Source organism: Comamonas resistens (genome assembly GCF_030064165.1).
Classification (GTDB): Bacteria; Pseudomonadota; Gammaproteobacteria; order Burkholderiales; family Burkholderiaceae_C; genus Comamonas; species Comamonas resistens.
On record NZ_CP125947.1, the window covers coordinates 2,126,811 to 2,152,870 of the forward strand.

Below are 26,060 nucleotides of genomic sequence, written 5' to 3' on the forward strand. Positions count from 1 at the left end.
CGGGTAGGCTGGCTTGGGCGTCTTTGTGTGATTTGCTTCCCATGAGTTCGCAATATTTGCCTCTGTGCGCTTCTTCTGCACAGGCGGCTTCGGGTGCGTGTGCACGCACGGCCTTCGCAATCCGTCCCACAATTCTGGCCACTGTGCTTCTTGCTGGCGGTGTCCAGGCCCAGCAGCTAGCGTTGGCCGATACCGCTACTTTGCGGGAGACCGTCGTCACTGCAAACCGAGTGGAGCAGCCTTTGTCGGATCTGGTTGCCGACATGTCCATTGTCGACCGCGAAACGATAGAGGCTGCAGGAGCGGCTGGCGTTGCCGATGTGCTCTCCAGGTTGCCCGGCGTGCAGATGGTGCGCAACGGCGGACTGGGCTCCAACTCCAGCGTCTATCTGCGTGGAGCCGACAATCGTTTCACTGCGGTCTACATTGACGGAGTGCGCGTGGACTCCCAGTCCACTGGCGGAGCTTCCTGGCAGGATATCCCCCTGGAGGCCATTGACCGCATCGAAGTGTTGCGTGGCCCGGCTGCGGCCGTCTATGGCTCGGATGCGATTGGCGGCGTAGTGCAGATCTTCACCAAAAAGGGCGAAGGCAAGGCCAAGCCCTATGTAGGACTGGGCTGGGGAAGTCGCGGAACCGTGAAGGCGCAGGTTGGCGTCAGCGGCGGGCAGGCTGGCTGGGATTACAACCTGGGCGTGTCGCATGCCAGCAGCAATGGCTTTAACTCCAAGACCTCTGCCGATGCCAACCCCGATGCGGATGGCTATCGCAGCAATGCATTCAACGGCCGCATCGGCTATCAAATCAACCCCAATCAACGTGTTGAGGCCACGGCGCTGACCAGCTATATGAATGCTGGTTACGACGTCAGCGCAGCCGATGATCGCAGCATCTACAAGATGAGTGCCGTTGGCTTGAATTGGCTGGCCAAGTGGAGCGATGTCTACAGCACACGTCTGCAGTACACGCAGTCACGCGACTTCTATCAGACCAAGCCCAGCGTCTATGAAACCGATACGCGTTTGCACAGCTATCTGTTCCAGAACGAATGGAAGCTGGGTACGCAGACGGTGACCGCAGCGCTTGAGCGCCGTGAAGACAAGCTGGTCAACAACGGCCTCGATATCGGCAGTCGCAGCCGTTCCCAGAATGCACTGGCGCTGGGCTATGGCCTGCACGAAGGAAAGCACACGCTGCAACTCAATGCGCGTCATGACCGGGACAGCGAATTCGGCGGCCACACCACGGGCAGCGCGGCTTATGGCTATGAGTTCATGCCCAACTGGCGTGCCACGGCATCGGCGGGGACCGCATTTCGCGCGCCCACGCTGTATCAGCGCTTCAGCCAATATGGCGATGCCAGCCTGAAGCCTGAAAAAGGTCGCAATGTGGAGCTAGGTTTGAAGTGGGGCAAGGGCAGTGACAGCTTCTCGGCAACCGTCTACCGCAACAACCTCTCCAATCTCATCAACTATGTGGGCAAGACCGGTGCTTGCCCTGGCAATACTGGCCCCTACGGCGGTTGCTATGCCAACGTCGCCAATGCCCGCTACGAAGGCATCACCCTGGCAGCAACCACTCGCCTGGGCGTGGTGAATCTGCAGGGTTCGGTGGACTTCCAGAATCCTCGGGATACCGACAAGGACCTGCAACTGGCCCGCCGCTCCAAGCGCTATCTGAACCTCTCGGCCGACACCATGCTGGCGGGGTGGAAGCTGGGGGCGGAGATGCAGGCTGCCAGCAAGCGTTTCGATGATGCGGCGAACACAAGAGTCCTGGGGGGCTACACGTTATGGCATCTGACGGCGCAAAAGCAGCTGACACCTCAATGGAGTCTGATAGCGCGTATCAATAATCTGACCAACAAGAGCTATGCGCTGGCATATGACACCATGACCAAGGGGAACTATGCCACCGAAGGCCGTAGCGGCTATATCGGCGTGAAGTGGGAAGGTAATTGAGACCGTCATGACATCCGCTGATATGCATGGGCCTGTCGTTCGCTGTCCCGCTGTTCTGATCAGCGCCCCGGCTTCGGGCCAGGGCAAGACCACAATCACGGCGGCACTGGCGCGGCTGCATGCGCGCCAGGGGCGCAAGGTGTGTGTGTTCAAGTGCGGGCCGGATTTTCTGGACCCGTACTGGCATGAGCTGGCCAGCGGCAACCCCGTGCATTCGGTGGACCTGTGGATGACGGGTGAGGCCGATGTGCGCCAACGTCTGCATGAGGCAGCGCAGAGCGCCGACCTCATTCTGGTCGAGGGCGTCATGGGCCTGTTCGACGGCAATCTCAGTGCGGCCGATCTGGCTCAGCGCCTGGGCTTGCCGGTGCTGGCCGTCATCGATGCTTCGGCGATGGCCGGCACTTTCGGGGCGCTGGCCTATGGATTGCAGCATTACCAGCCCGGCTTGCGCTGGGCCGGCATGTTGGCCAATCGCGTGGCGACGCAGCACCATGCAGACCTGCTCCACAAAGGTCTGCGCGATCCCCAAATGTGGCTGGGTGCCATGCCCAGTGTGCAATTGGGCGAGGCTTCACCCAAGGCGCGCACGGCAGCGCTGCTGCCCGAGCGGCATCTGGGCCTGATTGCAGCCCATGAGCTAAGCGATGCGCTGCAGCGTCTGGATACCGCAGCCGATGCGCTGGCCCGGACTCCACTTGGCCAGCGGCCCTGGAGCGCAGAGCCTGGGCAACCCAGTTCCAGTTGGCAGGACTGGTGCGTGGACTTCGCGCAGCCAGAGTCAACGGGCGGCCAGCCAATGCTCAAGCCCTGGCTGGCCGGCAAGCGCATCGCCATTGGGCGTGATGCGGCTTTCTCTTTTATCTATCGCGCCAATCTGGACTGCCTGCAGGCCATGGGGGCGGAGCTTTGCTTTTTCTCTCCGCTGGCGGGCGATGGCTTGCCTGACTGCGATGCGCTGTGGCTGCCGGGCGGCTATCCGGAGCTGCATGCGGCGGCACTGTCTGCCAACACCGGTTTGCGTGATGCCATAACCGGGCATGTGAAGCAGGGCAAGCCCTTGTGGGCCGAATGCGGCGGCATGCTGGCCTTGTGCGAATCCGTGACCGACTTGCAGGGGCACAGCCAGCCTTTATGGGGTGTGTTGCCCGGGCGGGTTGTCATGCAAAGCCGCCTCGGTGGCCTGGGCATGCAGCAGCTGGCGCTGCCCGTGGGCTTGCTGCGCGGCCACACTTTTCACTACAGCCGTCTTGACACGGATATGCAGTTCAGCACCCGTAGCAGCCGTCCGGGCGCAGAGGTACAGGCTGAACGCGGCGAGGCCTTCTATGAATCTGGCAGCGTGCGGGCCAGCTACTTTCATGCTTGGTTCGCGTCCTGTCCAGCGGCAGCGGCCTGGTTGTTTGGCGCAACAATCGAGAGCTAGAAAAAGCCTCTTTCAGAATCATGAGTACAGCACCCACCTCCTTCCCTGGCCTGCCGCGCAGCCTGCTTTTGCTGGGCGGCCAGAAAAGCGGCAAGTCCCGCCGGGCCGAACTGCTGGCGCGCCAGTGGTTGCAGGCCGATTCCCGCCATGAGGCGGTGCTGGTCGCCACGGGCCAGGCCTGGGATGCGGAGATGGTGGAGCGCATTGCCCGCCACCAGCGCGACCGGGCCGAGCGTGTGCCTGGCATGCAGACCCTTGAGGAGCCACTCGATCTGGCCGGTGTGCTGGCCGTGCATAGCAGGCCTGAGCGTCTGCTGGTGATCGATTGCCTGACTCTGTGGCTGACCAACTGGCTGATGCCTGCGCAAACAGAGGAATCTGATAAGAATCAGCCTCAAGCGCAAGACTGGACAGCGCAGCTAGCTCTCTTTTTGAAAGCGCTGGATGGGGCCGCAGGCCCCGTCATCGTGGTGGGCAACGAGATCGGTCTGGGGGTGATTCCCATGGGCAAAGAGGTGCGAGCCTTTGTCGATGCGCTGGGTGTGCTCAATCAGCAAGTGGCTGCGCATTGCGAAAGCGTCACGTTGATGTGCGCGGGCCTGCCCATTGCCGTCAAAGGAGTTCAGCCATGAAGACATTCAGCGCGATTGGCCGCCAGGCAGTGGTACTGGCTGCGGCATTGTGGCTTAGCGCGGCAGCGCCGGTCCGGGCGCAATCTTCCGGCCCTGTGCAGATCACCGATGCGCGGGGCGTGCAAGTGACTTTGCCGCAGGCGCCGCAGCGCATCATCAGCCTGCTGCCGTCGCTGACGGAGAGCTTGTGCGCGCTGGACGCTTGCAACCGTCTGGTCGGTGTGGATCGCTACTCCAACTGGCCGGCCCATGTGAAGAGCTTGCCTGTGGTGGGTGGCGGGCTGGACCCCAATGTGGAAGCCATAGTCGCTCTCAAGCCCGATCTGGTGCTGGTCTCCACTGCGTCGCGGGCCGTGGGGCGGCTGGAAGCCTTGGGGCTGAAGGTGGTGGCGCTGGAGCCGCGCACTCAGGCCGAGGCTCGCACGGTGCTGCAGAAAATCGGCAGCTTGCTGCAACTGCCGCCAGCGCAGGGCGCAGACAAGGTCTGGGCCCGAATCGAAGCCGATATGCAGCGCGCCGCCGATAGCGTGCCGCCAGTCATGCGTGGCCAGCGTGTGTTCTTTGAAGCCAGTCGCGGACCTTATGCGGCCGGTGAAAAATCGTTCATTGGCGAGACATTGACTGCGCTGCATCTGCGCAATGTGATCGATGCCAAGCTGGGTCCCTTCCCGCGCATCAATCCCGAATATGTGGTCAAGGCAGATCCCGATGTGCTGATGGCGGGCGAGCGCAGCTGGAAAAACGGGGTGCCCGAATACCCGGGTTGGGCTCAGATGCGCGCCGTGCGTGCAGGGTCCATCTGCCGCTTCACGCCCGAGCAGTCCGACATTCTGATACGCCCCGGCCCGCGCATGGCCGAGGCCGCGCACATCATGGCCCGCTGCCTGCAAGGCCTGGCTGAAAAGCAGGTTTCGTCGAAATGAAGGCCATGAGGTCTGGCCGCATGCAAGGGCAGGCTGCGCCCTGGCTGCTGCTGTGGCTGACGCTGGCCGTTTTGGGGTTGGCCGTCCTGGGCGCAGGCATTGGCAGCACGGGTTTTGAAAGCGTGTGGAAGGCGTGTTCAGACCCGCTGGCCTGGCAGATCGTGATGGATATTCGCCTGCCGCGCACGGTCGGCGCCTTGCTGGCGGGTGGCTTGCTGGGGCTGGCTGGTGCGATTGCACAAGGCGTGTTTCGCAACCCGCTGGCCGATCCTTATCTGCTGGGCAGTGCCTCCGGTGCATCGCTGGGTGTGGCGCTGGCCATGGCGGCGCTGGGTGTGTCGCCGTTTGCACTGGCCGGGCTGGCACGCTGGGGCGTGACGGGTGCAGCTTTCACGGGGGCGGTGCTGGCCGTGGTGTTGACCCTGGTGCTGGCCAAGGGCGTGCACAACACCATGCGGCTATTGCTGGCCGGAGTGGTGGTAGGAGTGGTGCTGGGCGCCGCCGCATCGCTGGTGCTGATGATGAACCTGGATGTCATGCAGGCCATGCAATCCTTCATGCTGGGCAGCACGGCCTTTGTGGGCTGGAATGCCTGTGCGCTGATGCTGTGGGTGTTGCTGCCCACTCTGGTACTGGCCTGGGGGTTGAGCCGCGTGCTTGACGGTCTGGCGCTGGGTGAAGCCACGGCCCATAGTCTGGGCCTGCCGCTGGCGCCGCTGCGGCTGCTGCTGATCGTGCTGCTGGCCATGGCCACGGGCACGGCGGTAGCGCAGACGGGGTTGATTGCGTTTGTGGGGCTGGCTGCGCCGCATCTGGTGCGCTCCATGGTGCGGGCGCTGCATCGCTGGCTGCTGGTTCTGAGCTGCCTGATGGGCGCTGTGCTGCTGCTGGCCGCAGATTTGCTGGCGCGCTGGCTGCTTGCCCCGCAGGAGCTGCCGATTGGCGTGCTGACGGCCGTGCTGGGCGGCAGCTATCTGCTGTGGCTGATGCACAGGCGTGGCGCATTGCAAGGCGGGGAGGGCGCATGAGCGAAATCACCTTCACCCTGGCGGTCTCTGATTTGCGTGTGCAACTGGGCGAGCGCGAAGTGCTGCGCAACATCGATCTGCAGATTGCACGCTCGCGCTCGACGGCCATCGTCGGCCCCAATGGTGCGGGCAAATCCACGCTGCTGCGCGCCATGGCTGGCATGAAGGCAGGCCATCAAAGCCAAAGCGGTCAGGTATTGCTGCAAGGCCGGCCGCTGCAAGGCTGGAGCAGCCGCGAACGTGCTCAAACCCTGGCCTGGCTGGGGCAGAACCAGGCCGTGGCCGGCGACATGTCCGTCTACGACGTGGTCATGTTGGGCCGCTTGCCACACCAGGGCTGGCTGGCACCTGCGAGCGCAGCCGACCACCAGGCCGTGCAGCAGGCGCTGCGCCAGACCCATGCATGGGAATGGCGCCAGCGCAGTCTGGGCCAGTTGTCCGGCGGTGAACGCCAGCGCGTGCTGCTGGCGCGGGCGCTGGCCGTGCAGGCCCAGGTGCTGCTGATGGACGAACCCCTGGCCAATCTGGACCCGCCGCATCAGACCGACTGGATGCTGACCGCGCGCAGCCTGGTGCAGCAGGGCGTGACCGTGGTCAGCGTGCTGCATGAGCTGTCGTTTGCCTTGCTGGCCGACGAGATGGTCATCTTGAGTGACGGCTGCGTCATCCAGCATGGCCGTTGTGCCGACCCCGCCACGCATCGCGCGCTGGAATCCGTTTTTGAAAACCGCATTCAGGTGCGCGAGCTGGACGGCCACTGGCTGGCTTTGCCACGCATGACCTGATTTTTAGTCTTTTGGCCCTGTGGCCCTTGTTGAATAAGCGTGAGAAGCTATGAATATTGAAACTCCTCCCACCGAAAAGCCCTATGAAAAGCCCGAGGGCGAGCGCCGCGGCCTGCTCATCGTCAACACCGGCAACGGCAAGGGCAAAAGCACGGCTGCGTTTGGCCTGGCTTTTCGCGCCACGGGCCGGGGCAAGGCCGTCAAGGTCTATCAGTTCATGAAAGTGCCGACGGCACGCTTTGGCGAACACCGCCTGGCCGAGCAGGTGGGCCTGCCCATAGAGGGGCTGGGCGACGGCTTCAGCTGGAAGAGCAAGGACCTTGACCATTCGGCTCAGCTGGCCCGCGACGGCTGGGAAAAAGCCAAGGCCGACATTCTGTCGGGCGCGTATTTCCTGGTCGTGCTCGACGAAATCACCTACCCGCTGATCTACGGCTGGCTGCCTTTGCAGGAGGTGCTGGACACACTCCAGGCCCGTCCCAAGGAAGTGCATGTCTGCCTGACGGGCCGCCGCTGCCCGCAGGAAATCATCGATATCGCCGATACGGTGACCGAGATGACGCTGATCAAGCATGCATTCCAGGCCGGCGTGCCCGCCCAGCGCGGTATTGAGGACTGATCCGCAAGCTGCGATCCAGAAGAATCGGTCCAAAGTATCGCCGCAGGATGCCGGCAAGCTGATGCCGCGCCACTTGTGACATAGACGGGGCCCGCAGACCGTCTACCCCTGCAGACTGCAGTCACAGGAATTCACCTGGGCCTTGTTCACGTCATATGTCTAGCAGCATTGCATCTGTTTCCCCTGTTTCCCGGTACACCCGTCTTGCCGCGCAGGTCGCCGCACTGGCGGCATCCAGCGTCCTGCTGACTGCCTGCTACGTGGTTCCTGTGCAGCCCGTGCCCGGCGGGCCGGTTCAGTCGCCTGCTGCGGCGGTTCAGAGCGTGGCTCCCGTGAACACGGCTGTGACTTTCAATGCTCGCATGTATCCCGCCAATGACCTGGCAGCGCGCTATGGCCTGGTGCAGGGCACGGTCACCAACGATATGCATGGGCGCGGCATTTTCACCGCGAATATTCTGGGTGAAACCTATACCGGCGAAGCCACGCGCAGTGCCAATAGCGCAAGAACAGGCGTGGCCAATGGCGTGGGCGCGCGTGGCGGCTGGATGCGCTGCACCTATCAGATGAACTCCGGCACGCTGGGCACAGGCCAATGCGAGCTGAACAATGGTGCGCGCTTTACCATGCATGTGGGCAGCTGAGCGGCCCGGCAAACAAATGGCAAAGCGCTGAGCCGCAGGCAGATGCTGCGCAAAAGCACAGACAAAGCGCTGTGCTTTTTGCAGTTTCCGCACCGAAATCAAGAATGGACGATTGTGTTTTCCGCTAGCGCTTTTTCCCTGTTGCAAGCCAGTGGGTTGCAGGACAATGTGGGCATGTCAGCATCAGACAAAACTCAGGGCTCGCCCACCATCCCCGCCACGCCTTTTACCGAGGCCGAGCGCGCTGCCGTCTACCGCGCCATATACGAGCGCCGTGACATGCGCCACTTTGCCGGCGGCGAGGTCAGCGACGAGGTGCTGCTGCGGCTGTTGCGTGCGGCCCACCATGCGCCCAGCGTCGGCTTCATGCAGCCCTGGCGTTTCATCCGTGTCAAAAGCCTTGATCTGCGCAAGCAGATTCACGCGCTGGTCGAGGAGGAGCGTGTACGCACGGCCCAGGCATTGGGTGAACGTGAAGAAGATTTCATGAAGCTCAAGGTCCAGGGCGTGCTCGATGCGGCCGAGGTGCTGGTCGTGGCCATGCCGCCGGGGCGCGAAGCCCATATCTTTGGCCGCCGTACCTTGCCCGAGATGGATATCGCCAGCACGGCCTGCGCGATTCAAAACCTCTGGCTGGCGGCACGGGCCGAGGGCCTGGGCATGGGCTGGGTGTCGATTTTCGATCCGCTGGCGCTGGCGCAGTTGCTGAAGATGCCAGGCGGCGCGCACCCCCTGGGCGTGCTGTGTCTGGGCCCCGTTGATGCCTATTACGCAGCCCCCATGCTGCAGCAGGAGAAATGGGCCAGCCGCGCGCCGCTGCAGGACATGCTGATGGACGATGTCTGGGAAGAGGGCGCAAACCAGGGCGCGGGCAAGGGACAGCCTGCACCATGAATATGGTCACCATCAGTTGGTGGGACCTTCTGGCATGGTCTTTCAGCCCGCTGGCCTGGCTCTGGCAAGTCGCCACTGCGACAGAGGTCGAGTCTTTTCTGCCCCCCGCCCACAATCTGTGCAATGTGCTGATGGCCGTGTTGGTGGCGCTGCTGCTCGACAGGCTTTGGGGCGAGCCGCCCATGTGGCTGCACCCTGTGGTTTATATGGGCAAGCTGCTGGGCGGGCTAGGACGCCTGCTGGCACCGCGTGCCGAGATTGCCAGGGATTACAAGCGTTTCATGCTCGCAGCGCTTGTCTGGTGTGTGCTGGCAGCTATGGTTTTTGCTATCTATTGGACCCTCCAGTTTTTGCTGCCTTACCAGCCCTGGTGGTTGCACGGCATTCTGGTGGGCGTGCTGCTCAAGCCGCTGCTGTCCTGGCGCATGCTCAAGGACGAGGTGCTAGCGGTGGAGTCTGCCCTGCAGCAGTCGCTGCCTGCGGGGCGGGAGCGTTTGAGCTGGCTGGTCAGTCGCGATACCACGCAGCTGGATGCAGCCACGGTGCGCGAAAGCGCGATCGAGACGCTGGCCGAGAACCTCAGCGATTCGGTGATCGCGCCGCTGTTCTGGTTCATTGTTGCGGGCCTGCCCGGCGCAGCCGTCTACCGCCTGGCCAATACCGCCGATGCCATGTGGGGCTATCCGGGCTGGCGCGGCCAGGGCGATCAGCGCCGTCACTGGCAGTGGGCAGGCAAGTGGGCAGCGCGGGCCGACGATGTGCTCAACTGGATTCCGGCACGCATCACGGCGGCCTGGCTGGCGCTGGTGGCAGGGGGGCTTGGATGGCAAGCCCTGCGCTGCGATGCGCGGGTGACGCCTTCGCCCAATGGCGGCTGGCCCATGGGAGCCATGGCCCAGGTGCTGGGCGTGCAGCTGTCCAAGCCTGGTGTGTACCGGCTCAACCCCCAGGGACATGCACCACGGTCCGAGGACTTGCTGCGCTCGGTGAGTCTGGCTTCCAAGGTGGTTGTAGCGCAGGTGCTGCTTGCGCTGATAGCTATGGTTTTGATGGCGCTGTGGATGTGGAAGCGGTTGGCTCATGTTTGATGTGAATGCAGCCGCCATGCATGGCGGCACCGATGCGCAGGGCGTGCCTGCGCATGATTTTTCGACCAACCGCAATGCCTGCGGCCCATGTCCCACGGCGGTGAAAGCGCTGCAGGCGGCCCATGTGGCCCAGTATCCGGACCCGCAATACACCGTGCTGCGCCAGCAGCTGGCGGCGTTTCATGGCGTGGCGCTGGAGCGCATTCTGATCGGCGGCAGCAGCAGCGAGCTGATTCACCGCATCACCCTGCATGTGGTGCGCAGTGGCGGCAAAAGCGTGCAGTTTCCCAGGCACCACTATGGCGACTACCTGCAGGCGGCACGCGTATGGCGGCTGGCGCTATGCCGCCGCACCGAGACTGCCACGCCGCCTCTGCTGAGCTGGGCCTGTGAGCCGTCCAGCCCATTGGGCGCAGTGGAAGACATCTGGCCAGCCTGGCAACAGGGCCCCGAGGCCAAGGAATGGCGGGTGCTGGACTGCGCTTACCGCCCGCTGTGGCTGGAAGGCGATGCGCCAGAGCGTGCGCTGGATGCGGTCTGGCAACTATGGACTCCCAACAAGGCCCTGGGCATGACGGGCGTGCGCGCGGCCTATGCGATAGCGCCCGTGCATGCGCCTGCTGCAGAGATGCAGGCATTGCGCGCGCTGGCTGCATCCTGGGTGGTGGGAACGCATGGCGTGGCCATGTTGCAAGCCTGGGTGACGGATGAGGTCCAGCAATGGCTGGCACAGAGCCGGGCGACCTTGCGGCGCTGGAAGGCACAGCAGCTGGCGCTGTGCGAGCGTCTGGGCTGGCAGGTGCTGCCTGGTCATCAGGCCAATTATTTTGTGGTGCGGTTGCCGGTCGATGATGTGGCGCAGTCCCTGGCCGGTTTGCGGGCGCAGGGCATCAAGCTGCGCGACTGCGCCAGCTTTGGCTTGCCGGGCCATGTGCGCCTGGGCGTGCTGCCGCCCATATCTCAGGCCGCGCTGGAGCGCGCGTGGTTGAGCCTGAAATGACCTTGCAACCCCGGCCGCAGTAGCGTGAGGCGCTACCATTTCGCATGGACTCTCAAACACCGAAGCTGCGCTCCGTGCTGGTGGAGCGTTATGTCACGCCGCTGCGCGAAGGCGGCTCCATGCCCGCGATTGTCGAAGCCGATGATCTGGGGACCTATGTCCTCAAATTCCGCGGGGCCGGCCAGGGCGTGCGTGCCCTGATTGCCGAGATCGTCTCGGGCGAGATGGCCCGTGCTCTGGGCCTGCCCGTGCCCGAGATCGTGCTGGCCCGGCTGAACGCTCTGCTGGCACGTACCGAGTCCGACCCTGAAATTCAGGATCTGATTCGCGCCAGCGATGGCCTCAACGTGGCACTGGACTATCTGCCCGGGGCCATCAACTTTGACCCGGCCGTGGATGTGGTGGACAGCGATTTTGCCTCGCGTCTGGTCTGGTTTGACACCCTGGTCAGCAATGTGGACCGCACGGCGCGCAACACCAATATGCTGATGTGCAAAAAGCAGCCCTGGTTGATAGATCATGGTGCCAGTCTGACCTTTCACCATGCATGGAACGGCGCCGTCGCCGATCCGGCCAAGCCCTTTGCGCCCAGTAGCGAGCATGTGCTGCTGCCGCTGGCCAGCCAATTGGCCGAGGTGGACGAGGAGCTGGCGGCCAGGCTGACGCCCGAGGTATTGGCCGCTATCTTGGCCCTGGTGCCCGACTGCTTTCTGGAGCAGGCCGCCGCTGACCGTGACAGCGAGCTGCTGCGCGATGCGCAGGCACACCGCGCAGCCTATGTGAATTATTTTGTGGCTCGCTTGGCCGAGCGGGGCCGCTGGTTGCAGGGAGTGATAGATGCACGCGCATGAGGTGTACGACTACGCGGTCGTGCGGGTGGTTCCGCGTGTGGAACGCGAGGAGTTTGTGAACGTGGGTGTCATTCTCTCCTGCCAGCGCACCGGCCATCTGGAGGCTGCGATCGCGCTCGACGAGAAGCGTCTGCTGGCGCTGGACCCCAATGTGGATCTGGAGACCGTGCGCCGTCATCTGGGCGCCATTGTCGCCATCTGTGAAGGTGCAGCCCATGGAGGCCCCATCGCCCAGTTGCCCATGCGCTCGCGCTATCACTGGTTGACGGCCAAGCGCAGCAGCATTATTCAGACCTCACCCTCCCATATGGGGCTGTGCCTGCAGCCCGGTGAGGCGCTTGCCCGCATCATGCAGCGCATGGTGCTTCCGATTCCTGTTGAAACAACTTTCAATCACTGAGACATGACAGCACTTTGCATCATGGTGCTGGGCACCAGCAGTGGCGCGGGCAAGAGCTGGGTGGCCACGGCGCTGTGCGCCTACTACCGCAGCCTGGGCCTGAAGGTCGCGCCCTTCAAGGCGCAGAACATGAGCAATAACGCACGCGTGGTTGCCACTCCCGATGGCCAATGGGGCGAGATCGGCACCGCGCAGTATCTTCAGGCCCTGGCCGCAGGTGCCGTGCCCGATGTGCGCATGAACCCGCTGCTGCTCAAGCCCGAGGCCGATACACGCAGCCAGGTGGTGCTGTTTGGCCAGGTGGACGAGGCGCTGTCCAAGATGCCATGGCGTGGGCGTAGCCTCAAGGTCTGGCCGCAGATCGCCCAGGCACTCGATGCGCTGCGTGCGGAAAACGATGTGGTGGTGATTGAAGGCGCAGGCTCGCCCGCCGAGATCAATCTGCATGCCAGCGATGTCGTGAACATGCGCGTGGCCAAGCATTGCAATGCGCATTGTCTGCTGGTGTCCGATATCGACCGGGGCGGGGCATTTGCCCATCTCTACGGCACCTGGGCGCTGCTGCCGGAGGATGAGCAAAAGCTGATCAAGGGCTTTGTGCTCAACAAGTTCCGGGGCGACGCGTCGCTGCTGGCACCGGCGCCGCAGATGCTGCAGGACAGGACGGGCGTGCCCACCGTGGCCTGTATCCCCATGCAGTTTCACCATGGCTTGCCAGAGGAAGATGGCGTGTTTGACGACCGAGGCAGCACAGGTGCGGGCCAGTTGGTGCACACGAGCATCGCCATCGTGGCCTATCCGCGTATCAGCAATCTGGATGAATTCCAGCCGCTGTTGCAGCTACCCGGCGTGCGTGTGGTCTGGACGCGAACGCCTGCGCAGATCGCCGATGCTGACTGGGTCATCCTGCCCGGTAGCAAGGCCACCGAGGCCGATCTGGCCTGGATGCGCAAGCAGGGCCTGGATGCGGCCGTCGTCGCCCATGCCGATGCCGGCAAGCGCGTGCTGGGTATTTGCGGTGGCCTGCAGATGCTGGGTGAGGCGCTGATTGATCTGCATGGTGTGGACGGCAACGCGGCGGGTCTGGGCCTGCTGCCGCTGGCGACCTTGTTTGCGCATGAAAAGACCGTAAAACCCACGACCATGACCATGCCCACGCTGCAAGCCCCATGGCAGGCACTCAGCGGTGCGGTGGCTGCGGGCTATGAAATTCACCACGGCCAAACCCAGCTGCGTGCCGATATGCAGGCCGACTCGGCCCAGCCTGCGCAAGAGCTGCTGTCCGGCATGCTGTGGCAGGGCGGCAACCCGGCGGTGGTGGGCACCTATCTGCATGGCTTGTTCGAAAATGCAAGCGTGATCCATGCGCTGTTCGGTCATGCCGCACCCAGTCTGGATCAGGTGTTTGAGCGCCTGGCCAAGGGCGTGGAGCAGTGGTTCGAACTTGAGCCAGGGCAAAAAAGTCTGCCTCTGCTGTAGGCCTAGCCTTGCATGGGCTTGTGTGCTGTACCGATAAAAGTGAACATGGATAGCGTGCAAGCTAGCACAGTCATTCACTTATTGGGAACGGAGTTTCATATGGTTCATTCCGCAATGCGTATCTTGCAACTGGCCTTGGGTGCTGCAGTGCTGATTGCAGCAGGCTTTGCCAATGCGCAGACTCCTGCTGCACCCGAAGCGGCTCAGGACGCAGCCAAGCCCGCAGCGGCTGCAATGAAGAAGCAAGCCCACAAGCATCACCGTCACCACCGCCACGATGCCAACCCCGCTGCGCGCGAGGCGGCGGCTGCCAAGGCCGAAGCGCAGCGCGGTCGTCTCGATGACGGCAAGGGTCCTGATCAGTACGAGCGCAATGCATTTGCACGCTGCGCAGTGTTCAAAACCGATATCGATCGCCAGGCCTGTGCCGAGCGTGTCAAGCAGGGCGCAGTCAGCGGATCGGTGAAGGAAGGCGGCATCCTGCGCGAATCCACGGTCGAAGTGCCGGTGAACCAGTAATCGCTGCCGGCATTCACAAGCAAAGGCCCTTCGGGGCCTTTTTTCATCGCCGGGCCGCCCCAAGATGAAAAACATCCCTCTCGGAGGGGCAGCGACCACACGAAGTGGGGAGCGTGGGGTGTCAATTTTCATGCCCAGAGCGAAGCTGCGGCCGTTGAAAGCGCGATACTTGAGGGCTGTTGCAAGCGTGCTGGCCGCATCCCGGTGGTGGTCGGTGCATGGCTTCGAGGCACCGGGAATGACTGCATGCATGAGCTCCGTTCCAACCTCCGACTTCTCTGATTCCTCTTTGTCCGTCATCTGGTCCTGCCCGCGAGTGGGGGATATTCACGATGCGAATCTGCAGGAGCGCGTACAGCACAAGCTGGATTTCAAGACCAAGCCCGTGGGCTCGCTTGGCGTGCTGGAGCAGCAGGCGCTGCGCATGGCGTGCATTCTGGGCACTGATACGCCCCAGCTTGAAGCGCCTCAGATGGTGGTGTTTGCCGCCGACCACGGACTGGCCGCCAAGGGCGTGTCTGCTTACCCCGTAGATGTGACCTGGCAGATGGTGGAGAACTTTCTGGCCGGTGGCGCAGCGGTGAGCGTGCTCTCGCGCCAGCACGGCATTGCCCTCAACGTGGTGGATTGTGGCGTGGCGCGGGACTTTGCCGTACGTGAGCAAGACCCCGAGCACAAGCTGCCCCAGGCCAGCGAGCCCCGGCTGTGGCGCAGAAAAGTGGCCTACGGCACGGCCGACTGCAGCGAGGGCGTGGCCATGACGGCCGAGCAATGCGCGCATGCACTGCGCAATGGCGCTCAGTTGGTCAAAAGCCTGCCTGGCAACGCACTGCTGCTGGGCGAGATGGGGATTGGCAACACCTCCAGCGCCTCATTGCTGCTGGCGCGGCTGTGTGGCGAGCCCGTGCAAGAGGTGACGGGCGCGGGTACGGGCCTGAATGCCGAAGGACTGGCGCGCAAGATCGCGGTGCTGCGTCAGGTACTGGATCATCATGCCGGCGTGAGCGACCCCTTGGCCGTGCTGGCGGCCATGGGCGGGCTGGAGATTGCCACCATGACAGGTGCGGTGTTGCAGGCCGCGGCAGAGCGCCGCGTGATTGTGGTCGATGGTTTCATCACCACGGCGGCCGTGCTGGTAGCCAGTCGTATGCAACCCCATGTGCTGCAGCGCTGCATCTATGCCCACCGCTCCGGGGAGCCCGGTCATCAGCGCATGCTGGCGCATCTGCAGGCCCAACCATTGCTGGATTGGCAGCTGCGCCTGGGCGAGGGGTCGGGGGCTGCGCTGGCCTGGCCGCTGCTGCAGTCGGCCTGCACCATGCTCAATGAGATGGCGAGCTTCGAGTCGGCCGGCGTCAGCACCAAAAGCTAGTCATTCAGTGTTGGGCTAGAAATGCAAAATTGATAGCTTGTTGCGCTGTATCAATAAGCGTTTCAAGCTGTTTTTATGCTTTTTTAGCAGCGCTGGGTGCCGGTGTCTTGGGCGAAAAATCGCAGTACTGCGAAACCACACATTCCCAGCAACGCGGCTTGCGTGCCTGACAGACATAGCGGCCCAGCAGAATCAGCCAGTGGTGCGAGTCGACCGCGTAGTCATCGGGCACGCGCTTCATCAGCTGCTTTTCCACTTCCAGCGGATTCTTGCCAGGGGCCAGCCCCGTGCGGTTGCCGACGCGGAAGATATGCGTGTCCACGGCCATGGTGGGTTGGCCGAAAGCCACGTTCAGCACCACATTGGCGGTCTTGCGGCCCACACCGAGCAGGGCTTCCAGCTCTTCGCGCGTGGCGGGTACCTTGCCACCATGCAGCTCGACCAGCATGCGGCAGGTTTCCATCAGATGCTTGGCCTTGCTGCGGTACAGGCCTATGGTCTTGATATAGCTTTCAAGCCCCTCCTGCCCCAGGTCCAGAATGGCTTGCGGCGTGTTGGCAACGGGGAACAGCTTGCGCGTGGCCTTGTTCACGCCTACATCGGTGGCCTGGGCCGACAGCAGCACGGCAGTCAGCAACTCGAATACCGTGGTGTATTCCAGCTCGGTTTGCGGTGCGGGGTTGGCAGCCTTGAGTGCGGCAAAAAAAGGCTCGATATCGCTTTTTTTCATATTGCTATTGTGGCGTGGCTAGAGGCGCTCGAACCTCAAAAAAAGCCGCTGCAGTCGGCAGCGGCTTTTTTGGGCAAGGACTGCTGACTCATGGGTCCAGGTTGTAGCTCAACACCAGGCTGTAACGCAGTTTGCGCTCGGGGTTGTTGGTGGCGCGGTCGCCCAGAGGTTTGCTCATCGCCAGATCCAGCGCGTAGTGGCGGTTGTCCGAGATACGCAGTCCCAGGCTGGCCGATTTGAGTGTATTGCCCTTGACGCCGCTGGTTTCCTGGCGCGTGCGGGCCCATTCGTAAAGCAGATAGGGCTCGGCTGATTTGATCCAGGGCTGATTGATCGGGAACTGGTAGTTCAGCTCGGCGCTGGCCCCCAGGCCCGAGTCGCCGGAGAATTCACCGGGCTGGTAGCCACGGCCAAAACGGGTGGAGCCAAAGGAGATGCGCTCGGGCACGGGCAGGATATCGGCACTGTACTGGCCGCCTACGGCAAAGGCGGCCCCGAATTTGTTGGCAAAGCGGTGGCGCTGGCTGTAGTCCGCGGTCAGGCGCGTGAAGTCCAGCTTGGCCGGGTTGGGCTGCCTCGATGTGATGCCCTGGCCCTGAATGTAGAGGTCGCTGTTCTTATAGGCTCCCAGGCCGTCCAGACCATGCGCCAGCAACACGGATGCAGACCTGGTCGTGTTGGGGCTGAACGATGCCCAAGCCAGCTGGGCATAGAGCGTGCGTACCTTTTCCTCGCGCAGGAAGGAGGCCGTTCTGTCTGCCAGCTCGCGGCTGTAGTTGATGGCATAGATACCGGCCGTGGTGCTGAGCTGGGTGGTGTTGCTCAGTATCCAGGGGTGGCTGATGTTGAAGTCGACTTTGCGCTGCTTTGTCAGATCATCGATGCCAGGAGTGTGAGTGGCGGGTGGATTGAAGCTGCGGTAATCGGAATAGCTCACGCGTGCCTGTGTGCCTTCGGGCGTCAGCTGCTGGGTCAGCCCGATCAATGCATAGCGCTCCTTGTCGGGGTTTTGCAGCATGGCCGAGGCTTGCAACTGGCTGCCTTCCCACAGGGGATCGTTGAACGTCACCGTGCCAATGACGCGCGGCGTGGGTTCGCGCAATTCTCCGCCCAGGGTGACTGCAATCGGCTTGTGCTTGGATTTGATGACCAGTGGCACGGCACCGTCCGTGGTCGTGGGCAGGCTGGCCGAGGCAGTGATCTGCACGCCGGGCAGGCGCGCCATAAGCTGGGTCTGATGCTGAAAGGTCTTGGTGGTCAGCGGCTTCTCATTGAGCAGAGGCTGGGCCAGTTCGCGAATGCTGTTTTCGGAGCGGCCGAAGTTGCCTTCCATGCTCAGGCTGCCGACAAAGCCTTCCACCACATTGACCTGCACCACCCCGCCCGCAAAGCTCTGCGGTGGCAGGTAGGCGAAGGAAAGCGCATAGCCGTGGCTTTGATAGAGTGCACTGACTTTCTGGGCTGCTCCAGCCAGCTCGCCCACGGTGTGAGTACCGTTGATGAAGGGGGTGAAAAGGGCGCTGATTTCCTCAAAAGCAATCGCAGTGCTGCCCTGCACATTCACACCGCGTACCGCGACTTGCATGTTTGCAATGTCCTGTGGGCTTACCTGAGGCTTCTCGATTTGCACCGGAACCTGCGGGCGCCTGTTGGTATCCTGAGTTTGAGGAAGGCTGTTGAGCGGGTTGCCGGCCTGTGCCCAGGCTAAAGAGCCGCCGGAAAGCAGGAGCAAAGCGGATATGGCCTGGGTGATGTGTATGTTTTTGCTCTTATGCATGAACATTGGTCCCTCTTCGTGTGATCTAGTTCTTTCATTCCGGGCTTGGCTATTGTTGACTGCCTGCCCCGTTTTGAATATCCGGGTCTGTCGCAAAAAAACCCGCGCAGGGCGGGTTGGGCGGGCTGCAGCAAGTTTCTCGCTGCAGCCATCGTCATGCTGAGACTCTTATTTGCGAGGGGCGAGGCCGCCCAGCAAACCGCCAAGCAGTCCGCCGCCTGCTGCGGCGCCTGCGTTGACAGTGGTGGTGTTGGTCACATTGGCACCCGCGGCCACGGTGGTCACGCCGCCGAGTACGCCGCCAACCAGGCCGGTTACCGCGCCCACGGTGCCTCCTACGACATTGGTCACGCCACCCAAAGGTCCTGCAGCTCCGCCGGCACTACCGCCGGTGGCACCGCCGGCCACACCGCCCAAGGTGCCTGTCACAGCGCCGAGGGTGTTGCCGACCAGGCCTGTCACGCCAGCCAGCGGGCCTGTTGCGCCACTGCCTGTTGAACCACCTGCCACGCCGCCAACCAGGCCGGTTACCGCGCCCACAGTGCCTCCTACGACATTGGTCACACCACCCAGAGGCGCCGCAGCCCCGCCTGCATTACCGCCGGTGGCACCGCCTGCCACGCCGCCCAAGGCACCTGTCACAGCGCCGAGGGTGTTGCCGACCAGGCCTGTCACGCCAGTCAGCGGGCCTGTTGCACCACTGCCTGTTGAACCACCTGCCACGCCGCCAAGTACCCCGCCCAACAGGCCAGTGTTAGGTGTTCCATTGACGGGGTTGTTGACTACCCCGCCCAGGGCGGCAACGGTATTGCCTGCGCCACTCACCACGCCACCCAGAGGCGAGACCACAGGTGTGCCCGTTGCGGTGAGGGCTCCTCCCACGTGATTCACCACGCCACCCACCGTAGTCAGGATGTTGTTCACCGGTTGACCCAGACCCGTGGTCTGTGTGATGCCCTGCACGGCACCCACGACCGTCGTCAGCACAGGAGGGGCCACGCGGTCCACCGTTCCTGTCAGGCCCGAGACCAGGGGGCTGCCGGTGACCTGATTCAGAGTGCCTTCCAGATGCTGAACGGTACCGCCGACACCCTGAACCAACCCGCCAGCCAGGCCCGAGACATCGCCCACCACGCCCAGCTGGGGTTTGTCCAGAGCGCTGACGGTTGCGCCTGCTGAGGTGACGGCCTTGCCCAGAAAGCCCACGGTGGGGGCCACGCTCTGCACCGTGGTGCCGACAGCGTTGGGGTTGGTGCCAATTTGTCCCAGACCGGCTGCGACGCCGCCCGAGAGGCTGCCAACGGCATTGCTGGTGTTACCAAGAATGCCACTGGCGGGTTGCGCAATTCCGGAAAGCGGAGTGTTGTTGGTTGCCGAGCCCAATACGCCGGTCACAACGGTGTTGGCGTCGTTGATGACGCCCTTCAAACCGCCAACAGTGCCTGCAGCCTGAGTCACGGTATTGGCCACGGGCGTCAGAGGACCTGCGGTCGGAGTGGTGGTTCCTCCGCCAGTATTGCCGGTGTTACCGCCTCCAGTGTTACCGCCTCCAGTGTTACCGCCTCCAGTGTTACCGCCTCCAGTGTTACCGCCTCCAGTGTTACCGCCTCCAGTGTTACCGCCTCCAGTGTTACCGCCTCCAGTGTTACCGCCACCCACAACAGTACCGCCGCCGGTGCCAGTGCCTCCTCCTGTTCCGCCTCCCGTGCCGCCACCCGAAACGATATCGCCGCCCCCTGTGCCGTCGGGGCCCAGATCGCTACGCAGTGAACCGCTGGAGCCGCAGGCGGCAAGGCCCGCAATCAAGGCCACGGCGCACAGACTGCGCAGGCCAATCGATGCAGTGCCAGCCATGGCTGCAGATAGCGCTTTGCTGGTGAAATTGGTATTGCGCATAAATCCTCCATTCATCAAAGGTTGAACATCGCAGGCGACGCAGCTGTCTTTGCATCGGTGGGCCAATGTTCTTGGCGGCTTGACAAGCTGTCCAATTCAAAGTTTGAGACGCCAAGTAACACATAATTAACATTTACTATCAACATTGAATTATTGGTAGGAGTTTGATTACTTGGGACTTCCGGCATGTCCTACAAAAAGATGACTACTTCCCTCTGAGGCGATGTGGGAGCGCACAATAGGCGGCTGCCGCGCATGCGGCCCTGTGTTTTCTGCCGTGCTTTAACCGAAAAAAACGTATGCAATTTGCCAAACGACTCAACAACGTAGAAACTTCTGCGATTCGTGAACTGTTCAAACTGCTGGGCAAGCCCGGCATCATCAGTTTTGCGGGCGGCTTTCCGGACAGCGCCATGTTCGATGTGGCAGGCATCAGCGCCGCTTCTGCCAAGGCCTTGCAGGAAGAGGCAGGCGCAGCATTGCAGTACGGTGCAACCGAGGGTTATCAGCCGCTGCGTGAACAGCTCTCCGGCTTCATGGCCAGCAAGGGTGCATCCGACGTGGCACCGGAGCAGCTCGTCGTGACCACGGGTAGCCAGCAGGCGCTGGATCTGCTGGGCAAGACCATGCTGGAAGAGGGCGACAAGGTCATCGTCGAAGGCCCGACCTTTCTGGCTACCATCCAGTGTTTTCGCCTGTACGGCGCCGAGGTGATCTCTGCGCCGGTGGACGAGCATGGCGTCAAGACCGACGAGCTGGAAAAGCTGATTGCCGAGCACAAGCCCAAGCTGGTCTATCTGATTCCCACCTTCGGCAATCCCAGTGGCGCCATGTTGAGCCTGGAGCGCCGCAAGAAGGTGCTGGAGCTGGCGGTCAAATACCAGACGCTGGTGGTCGAAGACGATCCCTATGGCGACCTGTATTTCGACGCTGCACCGCCGGCCAGCTTGCTGGCGCTGAGCCGCGAGGTGCCCGGCAGCCGCGAGTGGCTGGCGCACTGTGGCTCCCTGTCCAAGGTGCTGAGCCCCGGTTTGCGCATAGGCTGGCTGATTGCCCAGCCGGAGCTGCTGGCCCGCGCCGTGATGTGCAAGCAGTTCAGCGATGCCCACACCAGCACCTTTGCCCAGGCCACGGCAGCTCAGTATTTGAAGTCGGGTGTCATGCCCAAGACCTTGGCTCATGTGCGCGAGGTCTATGCCCGGCGCGCCAAGGCCATGGGCGATGCGCTGCGCGAGCAACTGGGCGACGCGGTCGAGTTTGTGCAGCCTGCGGGCGGTCTGTTCATGTGGGTACGTCTGACGGGCGCGCGTGGTCAACTGGCCGATGCGGGCGAACTGGCCAGGAAGGCCATCGAGCAGGGCGTGGCCTTTGTGCCTGGCGCGCCTTTCTATGCACAAAACCCTGATAACGCCAGCTTCCGCCTGTCGTTTGCCACGGCTGACGAGGACAAGATCCGCGAAGGCATTGCGCGTCTGGCCAAGGCTTTCAAGGCATGAGCGAGAGCGCTGACAGCCTGCAGGCGCTGCAGGAGCGAATCATGGAGCTGGAGATCAAGGCCAGCTACACCGAGGACCTGCTGGAGCAGCTGAACATGACGATCTACCGCCAGCAGGAACAGATAGGTGCATTGATCAACGAGTTGCGCGAACTCAAGCGTCAGACGCCCGACGGTGGAGCGGGTGGGCCGCGCAATCTGCGTGACGAGCTGCCGCCGCACTACTGAGGCGCGGCTGCCCATTCGCCCTAGAAAAAAGGCCGGAGCAATACCGGCCTTTTTTGCGCAACTCAGGGCCGCAGCCCACCCGTCTGGCGTCTGGCGCATCACTCCAGCGGCGTCTGGGCCACGTTCTTCATCTTGCCCATGAACAGGCGCGTGAAGAACACGGCCATCACGAGGATCAACAGGATCACGATCAGACTCATCAGGCCATAGTCGGTAGAGAAAAGGTCGATCATCAGCTTCATGCACAGCTCCTTGGTGAGTGACGGTGGTCTGTCGCCACTATCGCCTTGAAGCGCTCAAACGGCTTTGTGCTGGGTCAAGCCTTGGTGCCGCCTTGCCCTGAAGCGTCCAGCCGCTCAGGTACGTGTGAAAGGCAGGGGCACGTCCGCCGGTATGGGGCAGACATAGGGCTGGCCTGCGCGACGCTCCAGCAGCTCGGCCTTGGCCTCGGCGATGCGCTCGGGCTGCTCCAGCAGCGAGATGGCCGTGGCCGCAAGCACCTTGGCCGCGCGCACCATGCCTGCATGGGCCAGCCCCGACTGGCCTTGCGACACCATCTGCCAGGAGTGCATGGGGGTGCCGAAGGCGTAGCACGCCACCCAGGCCTGTACCGTGGGCGTGACCCAGCTCACGTCGGCCACATCGGTGGAGCCGAACATGATGTCGCTGGCTTGCGGATCGTAAGGTGCCAGGCCTTCGAAGACCGCCGGCACCTTGCCGCGCAGCACGCTGGCCAGCGGCCGGCTGACCTGCTCCACGTCGTTGCTGTCCAGCGTGGCCTGGAAGTCGCTGGCCAGCTGCTGCTGGCGCGCGTCGACCTCAAGCCGGCCCAGGGCCTGCATCTGCGCATACATCACCTGGTTCAGCGTGCTGTTTTGCAGCAGGTTGGAGCAGGCCTTGTCGAAGACCACCTCGACCTGGCAATCGGTCATCAGCGCGGCGCCCCTGGCCACGTTCTTCACGCGCTCATAGAGCTCGGCTGCCTCATGGTTGCGGGCTGCGCGGATCAGGTACAGCACCTCGGCACGCGCCTGCACCACATTGGGCGAGAGTCCGCCTGAGTCGGTGATCGCATAGTGCACGCGGGCGTCCGAAGGCATGTGCTCGCGCAGATAGTTGACGCCCACGTTCATCAGTTCCACGGCGTCGAGCGCGCTGCGGCCCAGGTGCGGGGAGTGTGCCGCATGCGAGGCCTTGCCGCGGAAGATGAACTTGGCCTGGATATTGGCCAGCGTGCTCTGGCTGAATACGCCGGTGAAGCTGGCAGGGTGCCAGGTCAGCGCCACGTCCACATCGTCGAAAACGCCAGCGCGTGCCATAAAGGTCTTGCCCGATCCGCCTTCCTCGGCCGGGCAGCCGTAAAAGCGTACCCGGGCCTGGTGGCCGCTGGTTTGCAGATGCTGCTGCAGGGCAATGGCGGCAAAGTGTGCCGAGGTGCCCAGCAAGTGGTGGCCGCAGCCGTGACCGGCCAGTCCCGGGCTGTCGGTGGAGGGCGTGCAGACCAGGGCGCCGCTTTGCTGGTTCAGGCCCGACAGCGCGTCGTATTCGCCAAGAAAGGCCAGCACAGGCCCCTCGCCACCCCATTCGGCCATGAAGGCCGTGGGAATACCGGCCACATCGCGCGTGATGCGAAAGCCCGATTGGGCCAGAGCGTCGATATGCAGCCGGGCCGAGGCGGTCTCGGCATAGCGCAGCTCGGCCAGTGACCAGATGCTGTCGGCCAGCGCGGTCATGCGCGGTGTTTGCTGCGCGAAGAAGTCCTGGAGTCCGTCTATGGAAGGCATGAGAGGTGTGGGATTCATGAGGCGTAGGTTGGCTGGGCGGCTCATTCGGGCTTGACGCCGGCCTTGTCCAGCAGGGCCTTGTTGCGCTTGATCTCGGCCGCGATTTGGGCCGGGAACTGGGCCTGATCCATGTCGGTGACCGCAGCGCCCAGGGTCTTCAGGTGTTTTTGCACATCGGGCTGATGCACGGCCTTCACGGCTGCATCCTGCAGCTGCTTGACGATAGGCGCTGGCGTTCCGGCCGGCACGACCAGGCCGAACCAGCTGATGCCCAGTTCGTTGAGCTCGGGGTAGCCCAGCTCCTTGAACGTGGGCACATTGGGCAGGTCGGGCGAGCGGTTTTGCCCGGCCAGCACGATGGGAATGAGCTTGCCGCCCTTGATCTGCGGCATGGCCGAGGGCAGTTGATCGGCTATCACCTGCACCATGCCGGCCAGCGCGTCATTGAGTGCGGGGCCGTTGCCGCGATAGGGCACGATCTGGACCTCGGTCTTCATGGTCTCGTTGAACGAGGCCAGCATCAGATGGCCCAGCGTGCCCAGGCCGGGCACGCCGGCACTGTAGGCGCCGGGCTGGGCCTTGATCTTGGCCATGAAGCCCGTGAAATCCTTGGCGCCCATCTTGGGGTGGACCATATAGACCGAGGGCATGGTCACCAGATTGGCCACAGGCATCAACTTGGCTTCTATCTTGGCGGCGCGTGTGTACAGCAAGGGGTTGATGGCGGCCGTGCTCACCGTGGCCATGCCTATGGTGTAGCCGTCGGGCGCGGCCTGGGCGATGGCTTCGCTGCCGATCAGGCCTCCGGCGCCGCCCTTGTTGTCCACGATCACGGGCTGGCCCAGAGTGGAGCGCATGCCCTCGGCAATCACGCGTGCCACGATGTCCGTGGAGCCGCCGGCCGCAAAGGGCACGATGAGCTTGACGGGCTTGCTGGGATACGCCTCGGCAGCCAGCGCCTGGGACAGAGGCAGGCTCCACAGGGCACCGGCAGCGGCAAAAGAGATCAGGGACAGGCGGCGAAAGCGAGAGTGTTGGCGCGAGGGTGTAGGCATGAGCGGCTCCGGAAAGATATCGGCAAAAGCGTTTGCCCACGAACCGTGTGGCCTGCGCTTGAGATGCCGTTGCGGTTGGAAATATAGAAATTCCTGCCATCGCGCAGTTCGCGATATTTGCACCAGGCTATAAGCTATGCCGATAGCTTTCAGCCTCTCTCCTCTGAGCTTGGTCCGTGCGTACCGTATAAACCCTAGATCCAATCATGTCTGATCGTTACCCTTTTTCCGAGCTGCAGCGCGGCGAGGACGCCGCCACTCCCGAAGGCCGCCAGCTTTTCTCCCGGCTCACCAAGCAGGCGCGGCTGCGCCAGCTGCAGCTGCTGGTGGCCCTGCAGCAATGCGGCTCGGTGGTGCAGGCTGCGGCCCAGTTGCACATGAGCCAGTCGGCCGCCACCCAGGCGCTGGCCGAGCTGGAGCGGGTGCTGAACATGAAGCTGTTCGAGCGCCATGCGCGGGGCATGCGGCCCACGATTGCGGGCCAGGCCCTGATCGACACCGCGCATGGCGTGCTGGCGGGGCTGCAGGAGGTTGCCGAGTCACTGGCTTCCATACGGCGCGGTGCGGCGGCCGCGCTGAGGCTGGGCGCCATTCCCGCGGCTGCCATGTCGGTGCTGTCGCTGCTGCTGCCGCGCTTTTACGAAGTTCACTCCCAGGTGCATGTGGACGTGCATGAGGACACCAGCGCGCATCTGCTGTCGCAGCTCGTGGGCTCGGGCCTGGATGCCGTGTTCTGCCGCCAGCCCGAGGCACTGCCCGCTACCTTTGTCTTCGAGCCGCTGCTGCTGGATGCTGCCGTGGTGATCGCCGATGCGGGCCATGCTCTGGTGGGGCGCCGCGACATAACACTGAAGGCCTTGAAGGGCGCGCGTTGGGTGCTGCCCAGCTACGGTATCGCGGTGCGCAATATCCTGGAGGCCGAAGTCCTGCCCATGCTGGAAGACGCGTCATGGTTTCCTGCCTCCACCGTGTCGCTGCCCGTTCTTGAAGGGCTGCTGACCCAGCCCGGTGCGGTCTCGCTGGTGCCGCGCAGCATCCTGCCGGGTCTGCGCACCCAGGGGCGCGTGCGGGTGCTGGATGTACATATCGAAGGCAGCCTGCCGCCGCTGGGCGCGGTCTACCGGCGCGAACGGGCGCCCGCGCTGCTGCTGGAAATGCTCAGGCTCTGGCACCGGCTGCAGCTGCCTCATGCGGCGCCCGGGCCGACCGCATAGGTCGACGCTGCGCGGGATACAAAAAAATCAACGGTTTGTGCATTTTGAGATGTGTTTGTGAAAACTGCTCTGACTTCCATGCATAAAAATAGAGGCTGTGAATGAAGCGAATTCGAGGACACCATGAAGAGCGGTGTTGAAAACGTTACTTGCTATCCGGCAGTCTTCGGGATGGGCCAGCTTGTCCTTGGTCTTAGCTTTAGCTGTGAGCCCGACTGTTGATTTCCATGCAAAACTGACCCGCTATTTCCATCTCAAAC

The 26,060-nt window shown here is 63.1% G+C and carries 25 protein-coding genes; 19 read left to right on the plus strand and 6 right to left on the minus strand.

Features of this window, described 5'->3' with window-relative positions; translation table 11 throughout:
- Positions 1-41: 41 nt before the first annotated feature.
- The 16 genes from QMY55_RS09970 (at position 42) to cobT (ending at position 15,621) form a co-directional block, all read left to right on the plus strand.
- Entirely contained in the window at positions 42-1,961 is a 1,920-nt protein-coding gene (locus QMY55_RS09970) for a TonB-dependent receptor domain-containing protein (RefSeq protein WP_283488442.1), read from the plus strand.
- Between the two features lie 7 nt (positions 1,962-1,968).
- Entirely contained in the window at positions 1,969-3,387 is a 1,419-nt protein-coding gene (locus QMY55_RS09975; RefSeq protein ID WP_283488443.1) for a cobyrinate a,c-diamide synthase, read from the plus strand.
- Between the two features lie 20 nt (positions 3,388-3,407).
- Positions 3,408-4,019 carry a bifunctional adenosylcobinamide kinase/adenosylcobinamide-phosphate guanylyltransferase gene (locus QMY55_RS09980; protein WP_283488444.1) on the plus strand — a complete coding sequence of 204 codons (612 nt, stop codon included), beginning with the start codon at positions 3,408-3,410 and terminating at the stop codon, positions 4,017-4,019.
- Positions 4,016-4,942, plus strand: coding sequence for an ABC transporter substrate-binding protein (locus QMY55_RS09985; protein WP_283488445.1), 927 nt, complete (start codon positions 4,016-4,018; stop codon positions 4,940-4,942). The genes QMY55_RS09980 and QMY55_RS09985 overlap by 4 nt, the downstream gene beginning before the upstream one ends.
- Before the next feature lie 20 nt (positions 4,943-4,962).
- Positions 4,963-5,970 carry a FecCD family ABC transporter permease gene (locus QMY55_RS09990; protein ID WP_407650690.1) on the plus strand — a complete coding sequence of 336 codons (1,008 nt, stop codon included), beginning with the start codon at positions 4,963-4,965 and terminating at the stop codon, positions 5,968-5,970.
- Complete coding sequence (locus tag QMY55_RS09995) at positions 5,967-6,755, plus strand: ABC transporter ATP-binding protein (protein ID WP_283488447.1); 789 nt, start codon at positions 5,967-5,969, stop codon at positions 6,753-6,755. Before QMY55_RS09990 ends, QMY55_RS09995 begins: the two co-directional genes overlap by 4 nt.
- Before the next feature lie 49 nt (positions 6,756-6,804).
- Positions 6,805-7,374, plus strand: coding sequence for a cob(I)yrinic acid a,c-diamide adenosyltransferase (gene cobO / locus QMY55_RS10000; protein ID WP_283488448.1), 570 nt, complete (start codon positions 6,805-6,807; stop codon positions 7,372-7,374).
- Positions 7,375-7,529: 155 nt separating this feature from the next.
- Positions 7,530-8,018 (plus strand): hypothetical protein, encoded by a 489-nt coding sequence (locus tag QMY55_RS10005; protein ID WP_283488449.1) that lies wholly within the window; start codon positions 7,530-7,532, stop codon positions 8,016-8,018.
- A gap of 174 nt (positions 8,019-8,192) precedes the next feature.
- A complete protein-coding gene (gene bluB / locus QMY55_RS10010; RefSeq protein ID WP_283488450.1) occupies positions 8,193-8,912 on the plus strand; it encodes a 5,6-dimethylbenzimidazole synthase in 720 nt (239 codons plus the stop codon).
- A 2-nt stretch (positions 8,913-8,914) separates the two neighbouring features.
- Positions 8,915-10,000, plus strand: a complete 1,086-nt coding sequence (cbiB, locus tag QMY55_RS10015; RefSeq protein WP_283488922.1) for an adenosylcobinamide-phosphate synthase CbiB — start codon at positions 8,915-8,917, stop codon at positions 9,998-10,000.
- Positions 9,993-11,000 (plus strand): aminotransferase class I/II-fold pyridoxal phosphate-dependent enzyme, encoded by a 1,008-nt coding sequence (locus tag QMY55_RS10020; protein ID WP_283488451.1) that lies wholly within the window; start codon positions 9,993-9,995, stop codon positions 10,998-11,000. The genes cbiB and QMY55_RS10020 overlap by 8 nt, the downstream gene beginning before the upstream one ends.
- 44 nt (positions 11,001-11,044) lie before the next feature.
- Positions 11,045-11,851, plus strand: coding sequence for a HipA family kinase (locus QMY55_RS10025; RefSeq protein WP_407650670.1), 807 nt, complete (start codon positions 11,045-11,047; stop codon positions 11,849-11,851).
- Positions 11,838-12,251, plus strand: coding sequence for a DUF3037 domain-containing protein (locus QMY55_RS10030; RefSeq protein ID WP_283488452.1), 414 nt, complete (start codon positions 11,838-11,840; stop codon positions 12,249-12,251). Before QMY55_RS10025 ends, QMY55_RS10030 begins: the two co-directional genes overlap by 14 nt.
- Before the next feature lie 3 nt (positions 12,252-12,254).
- A complete protein-coding gene (locus QMY55_RS10035) occupies positions 12,255-13,730 on the plus strand; it encodes a cobyric acid synthase (RefSeq protein ID WP_283488453.1) in 1,476 nt (491 codons plus the stop codon).
- 99 nt (positions 13,731-13,829) lie between these two features.
- Entirely contained in the window at positions 13,830-14,249 is a 420-nt protein-coding gene (locus QMY55_RS10040; RefSeq protein ID WP_283488454.1) for a hypothetical protein, read from the plus strand.
- A gap of 250 nt (positions 14,250-14,499) precedes the next feature.
- A complete protein-coding gene (gene cobT, locus QMY55_RS10045) occupies positions 14,500-15,621 on the plus strand; it encodes a nicotinate-nucleotide--dimethylbenzimidazole phosphoribosyltransferase (protein WP_283488455.1) in 1,122 nt (373 codons plus the stop codon).
- A 73-nt stretch (positions 15,622-15,694) separates the two neighbouring features.
- Here cobT and nth read toward each other — a convergent pair whose 3' ends face one another.
- From nth to QMY55_RS10060, 3 genes are all read right to left on the minus strand, one after another.
- Positions 15,695-16,351, minus strand: coding sequence for an endonuclease III (gene nth, locus QMY55_RS10050; RefSeq protein WP_283488456.1), 657 nt, complete (start codon positions 16,349-16,351; stop codon positions 15,695-15,697).
- Positions 16,352-16,439: 88 nt separating this feature from the next.
- Positions 16,440-17,936, minus strand: coding sequence for a ShlB/FhaC/HecB family hemolysin secretion/activation protein (locus QMY55_RS10055; protein ID WP_283488457.1), 1,497 nt, complete (start codon positions 17,934-17,936; stop codon positions 16,440-16,442).
- Positions 17,937-18,296: 360 nt separating this feature from the next.
- Positions 18,297-20,024, minus strand: coding sequence for a collagen-like triple helix repeat-containing protein (locus QMY55_RS10060; protein WP_283488458.1), 1,728 nt, complete (start codon positions 20,022-20,024; stop codon positions 18,297-18,299).
- A 299-nt stretch (positions 20,025-20,323) separates the two neighbouring features.
- Here QMY55_RS10060 and QMY55_RS10065 point away from each other — a divergent pair, with 299 nt between their 5' ends.
- Both QMY55_RS10065 and QMY55_RS10070 read left to right on the plus strand, forming a co-directional pair.
- Positions 20,324-21,520 (plus strand): aminotransferase-like domain-containing protein, encoded by a 1,197-nt coding sequence (locus QMY55_RS10065; protein WP_283488459.1) that lies wholly within the window; start codon positions 20,324-20,326, stop codon positions 21,518-21,520.
- Positions 21,517-21,747: a SlyX family protein gene (locus QMY55_RS10070; protein ID WP_283488460.1), complete on the plus strand. Its 231-nt coding sequence runs from the start codon at positions 21,517-21,519 to the stop codon at positions 21,745-21,747. The genes QMY55_RS10065 and QMY55_RS10070 overlap by 4 nt, the downstream gene beginning before the upstream one ends.
- A gap of 98 nt (positions 21,748-21,845) precedes the next feature.
- On the opposite strand, the gene QMY55_RS10075 is transcribed toward QMY55_RS10070, so the two are convergent.
- The 3 genes from QMY55_RS10075 to QMY55_RS10085 all read right to left on the minus strand — a co-directional run bounded on the left by QMY55_RS10075 (position 21,846) and on the right by QMY55_RS10085 (position 24,586).
- Positions 21,846-21,989, minus strand: coding sequence for a DUF3149 domain-containing protein (locus tag QMY55_RS10075; RefSeq protein ID WP_283488461.1), 144 nt, complete (start codon positions 21,987-21,989; stop codon positions 21,846-21,848).
- Between the two features lie 114 nt (positions 21,990-22,103).
- Positions 22,104-23,531 (minus strand): M20 family metallopeptidase, encoded by a 1,428-nt coding sequence (locus tag QMY55_RS10080; RefSeq protein WP_283488924.1) that lies wholly within the window; start codon positions 23,529-23,531, stop codon positions 22,104-22,106.
- A 41-nt stretch (positions 23,532-23,572) separates the two neighbouring features.
- On the minus strand, positions 23,573-24,586 hold the full coding sequence (locus QMY55_RS10085) for a tripartite tricarboxylate transporter substrate binding protein BugE (RefSeq protein WP_283488462.1): 1,014 nt from the start codon (positions 24,584-24,586) through the stop codon (positions 23,573-23,575).
- 206 nt (positions 24,587-24,792) lie between these two features.
- On the opposite strand from QMY55_RS10085, the gene QMY55_RS10090 reads away from it, so the two are divergent.
- Entirely contained in the window at positions 24,793-25,800 is a 1,008-nt protein-coding gene (locus QMY55_RS10090) for a LysR family transcriptional regulator (protein ID WP_283488463.1), read from the plus strand.
- The last annotated feature ends 260 nt before the right edge of the window (positions 25,801-26,060 follow it).

What these genes read in the sequence shown, in the direction of transcription:
- QMY55_RS09970 (WP_283488442.1), top strand. Translation starts at nt 42, where the DNA reads ATGAGTTCGCAATATTTGCCTCTGTGCGCTTCTTCTGCACAGGCGGCT.
- QMY55_RS09975 (WP_283488443.1), top strand. Translation starts at nt 1,969, where the DNA reads ATGACATCCGCTGATATGCATGGGCCTGTCGTTCGCTGTCCCGCTGTT.
- QMY55_RS09980 (WP_283488444.1), top strand. Translation starts at nt 3,408, where the DNA reads ATGAGTACAGCACCCACCTCCTTCCCTGGCCTGCCGCGCAGCCTGCTT.
- QMY55_RS09985 (WP_283488445.1), top strand. Translation starts at nt 4,016, where the DNA reads ATGAAGACATTCAGCGCGATTGGCCGCCAGGCAGTGGTACTGGCTGCG.
- QMY55_RS09990 (WP_407650690.1), top strand. Translation starts at nt 4,963, where the DNA reads ATGCAAGGGCAGGCTGCGCCCTGGCTGCTGCTGTGGCTGACGCTGGCC.
- QMY55_RS09995 (WP_283488447.1), top strand. Translation starts at nt 5,967, where the DNA reads ATGAGCGAAATCACCTTCACCCTGGCGGTCTCTGATTTGCGTGTGCAA.
- cobO (WP_283488448.1), top strand. Translation starts at nt 6,805, where the DNA reads ATGAATATTGAAACTCCTCCCACCGAAAAGCCCTATGAAAAGCCCGAG.
- QMY55_RS10005 (WP_283488449.1), top strand. Translation starts at nt 7,530, where the DNA reads ATGTCTAGCAGCATTGCATCTGTTTCCCCTGTTTCCCGGTACACCCGT.
- bluB (WP_283488450.1), top strand. Translation starts at nt 8,193, where the DNA reads ATGTCAGCATCAGACAAAACTCAGGGCTCGCCCACCATCCCCGCCACG.
- cbiB (WP_283488922.1), top strand. Translation starts at nt 8,915, where the DNA reads ATGGTCACCATCAGTTGGTGGGACCTTCTGGCATGGTCTTTCAGCCCG.
- QMY55_RS10020 (WP_283488451.1), top strand. Translation starts at nt 9,993, where the DNA reads ATGTTTGATGTGAATGCAGCCGCCATGCATGGCGGCACCGATGCGCAG.
- QMY55_RS10025 (WP_407650670.1), top strand. Translation starts at nt 11,045, where the DNA reads ATGGACTCTCAAACACCGAAGCTGCGCTCCGTGCTGGTGGAGCGTTAT.
- QMY55_RS10030 (WP_283488452.1), top strand. Translation starts at nt 11,838, where the DNA reads ATGCACGCGCATGAGGTGTACGACTACGCGGTCGTGCGGGTGGTTCCG.
- QMY55_RS10035 (WP_283488453.1), top strand. Translation starts at nt 12,255, where the DNA reads ATGACAGCACTTTGCATCATGGTGCTGGGCACCAGCAGTGGCGCGGGC.
- QMY55_RS10040 (WP_283488454.1), top strand. Translation starts at nt 13,830, where the DNA reads ATGGTTCATTCCGCAATGCGTATCTTGCAACTGGCCTTGGGTGCTGCA.
- cobT (WP_283488455.1), top strand. Translation starts at nt 14,500, where the DNA reads ATGAGCTCCGTTCCAACCTCCGACTTCTCTGATTCCTCTTTGTCCGTC.
- nth (WP_283488456.1), bottom strand. Translation starts at nt 16,351, where the DNA reads ATGAAAAAAAGCGATATCGAGCCTTTTTTTGCCGCACTCAAGGCTGCC.
- QMY55_RS10055 (WP_283488457.1), bottom strand. Translation starts at nt 17,936, where the DNA reads ATGCAAGTCGCGGTACGCGGTGTGAATGTGCAGGGCAGCACTGCGATT.
- QMY55_RS10060 (WP_283488458.1), bottom strand. Translation starts at nt 20,024, where the DNA reads ATGCGCAATACCAATTTCACCAGCAAAGCGCTATCTGCAGCCATGGCT.
- QMY55_RS10065 (WP_283488459.1), top strand. Translation starts at nt 20,324, where the DNA reads ATGCAATTTGCCAAACGACTCAACAACGTAGAAACTTCTGCGATTCGT.
- QMY55_RS10070 (WP_283488460.1), top strand. Translation starts at nt 21,517, where the DNA reads ATGAGCGAGAGCGCTGACAGCCTGCAGGCGCTGCAGGAGCGAATCATG.
- QMY55_RS10075 (WP_283488461.1), bottom strand. Translation starts at nt 21,989, where the DNA reads ATGAAGCTGATGATCGACCTTTTCTCTACCGACTATGGCCTGATGAGT.
- QMY55_RS10080 (WP_283488924.1), bottom strand. Translation starts at nt 23,531, where the DNA reads ATGCCTTCCATAGACGGACTCCAGGACTTCTTCGCGCAGCAAACACCG.
- QMY55_RS10085 (WP_283488462.1), bottom strand. Translation starts at nt 24,586, where the DNA reads ATGCCTACACCCTCGCGCCAACACTCTCGCTTTCGCCGCCTGTCCCTG.
- QMY55_RS10090 (WP_283488463.1), top strand. Translation starts at nt 24,793, where the DNA reads ATGTCTGATCGTTACCCTTTTTCCGAGCTGCAGCGCGGCGAGGACGCC.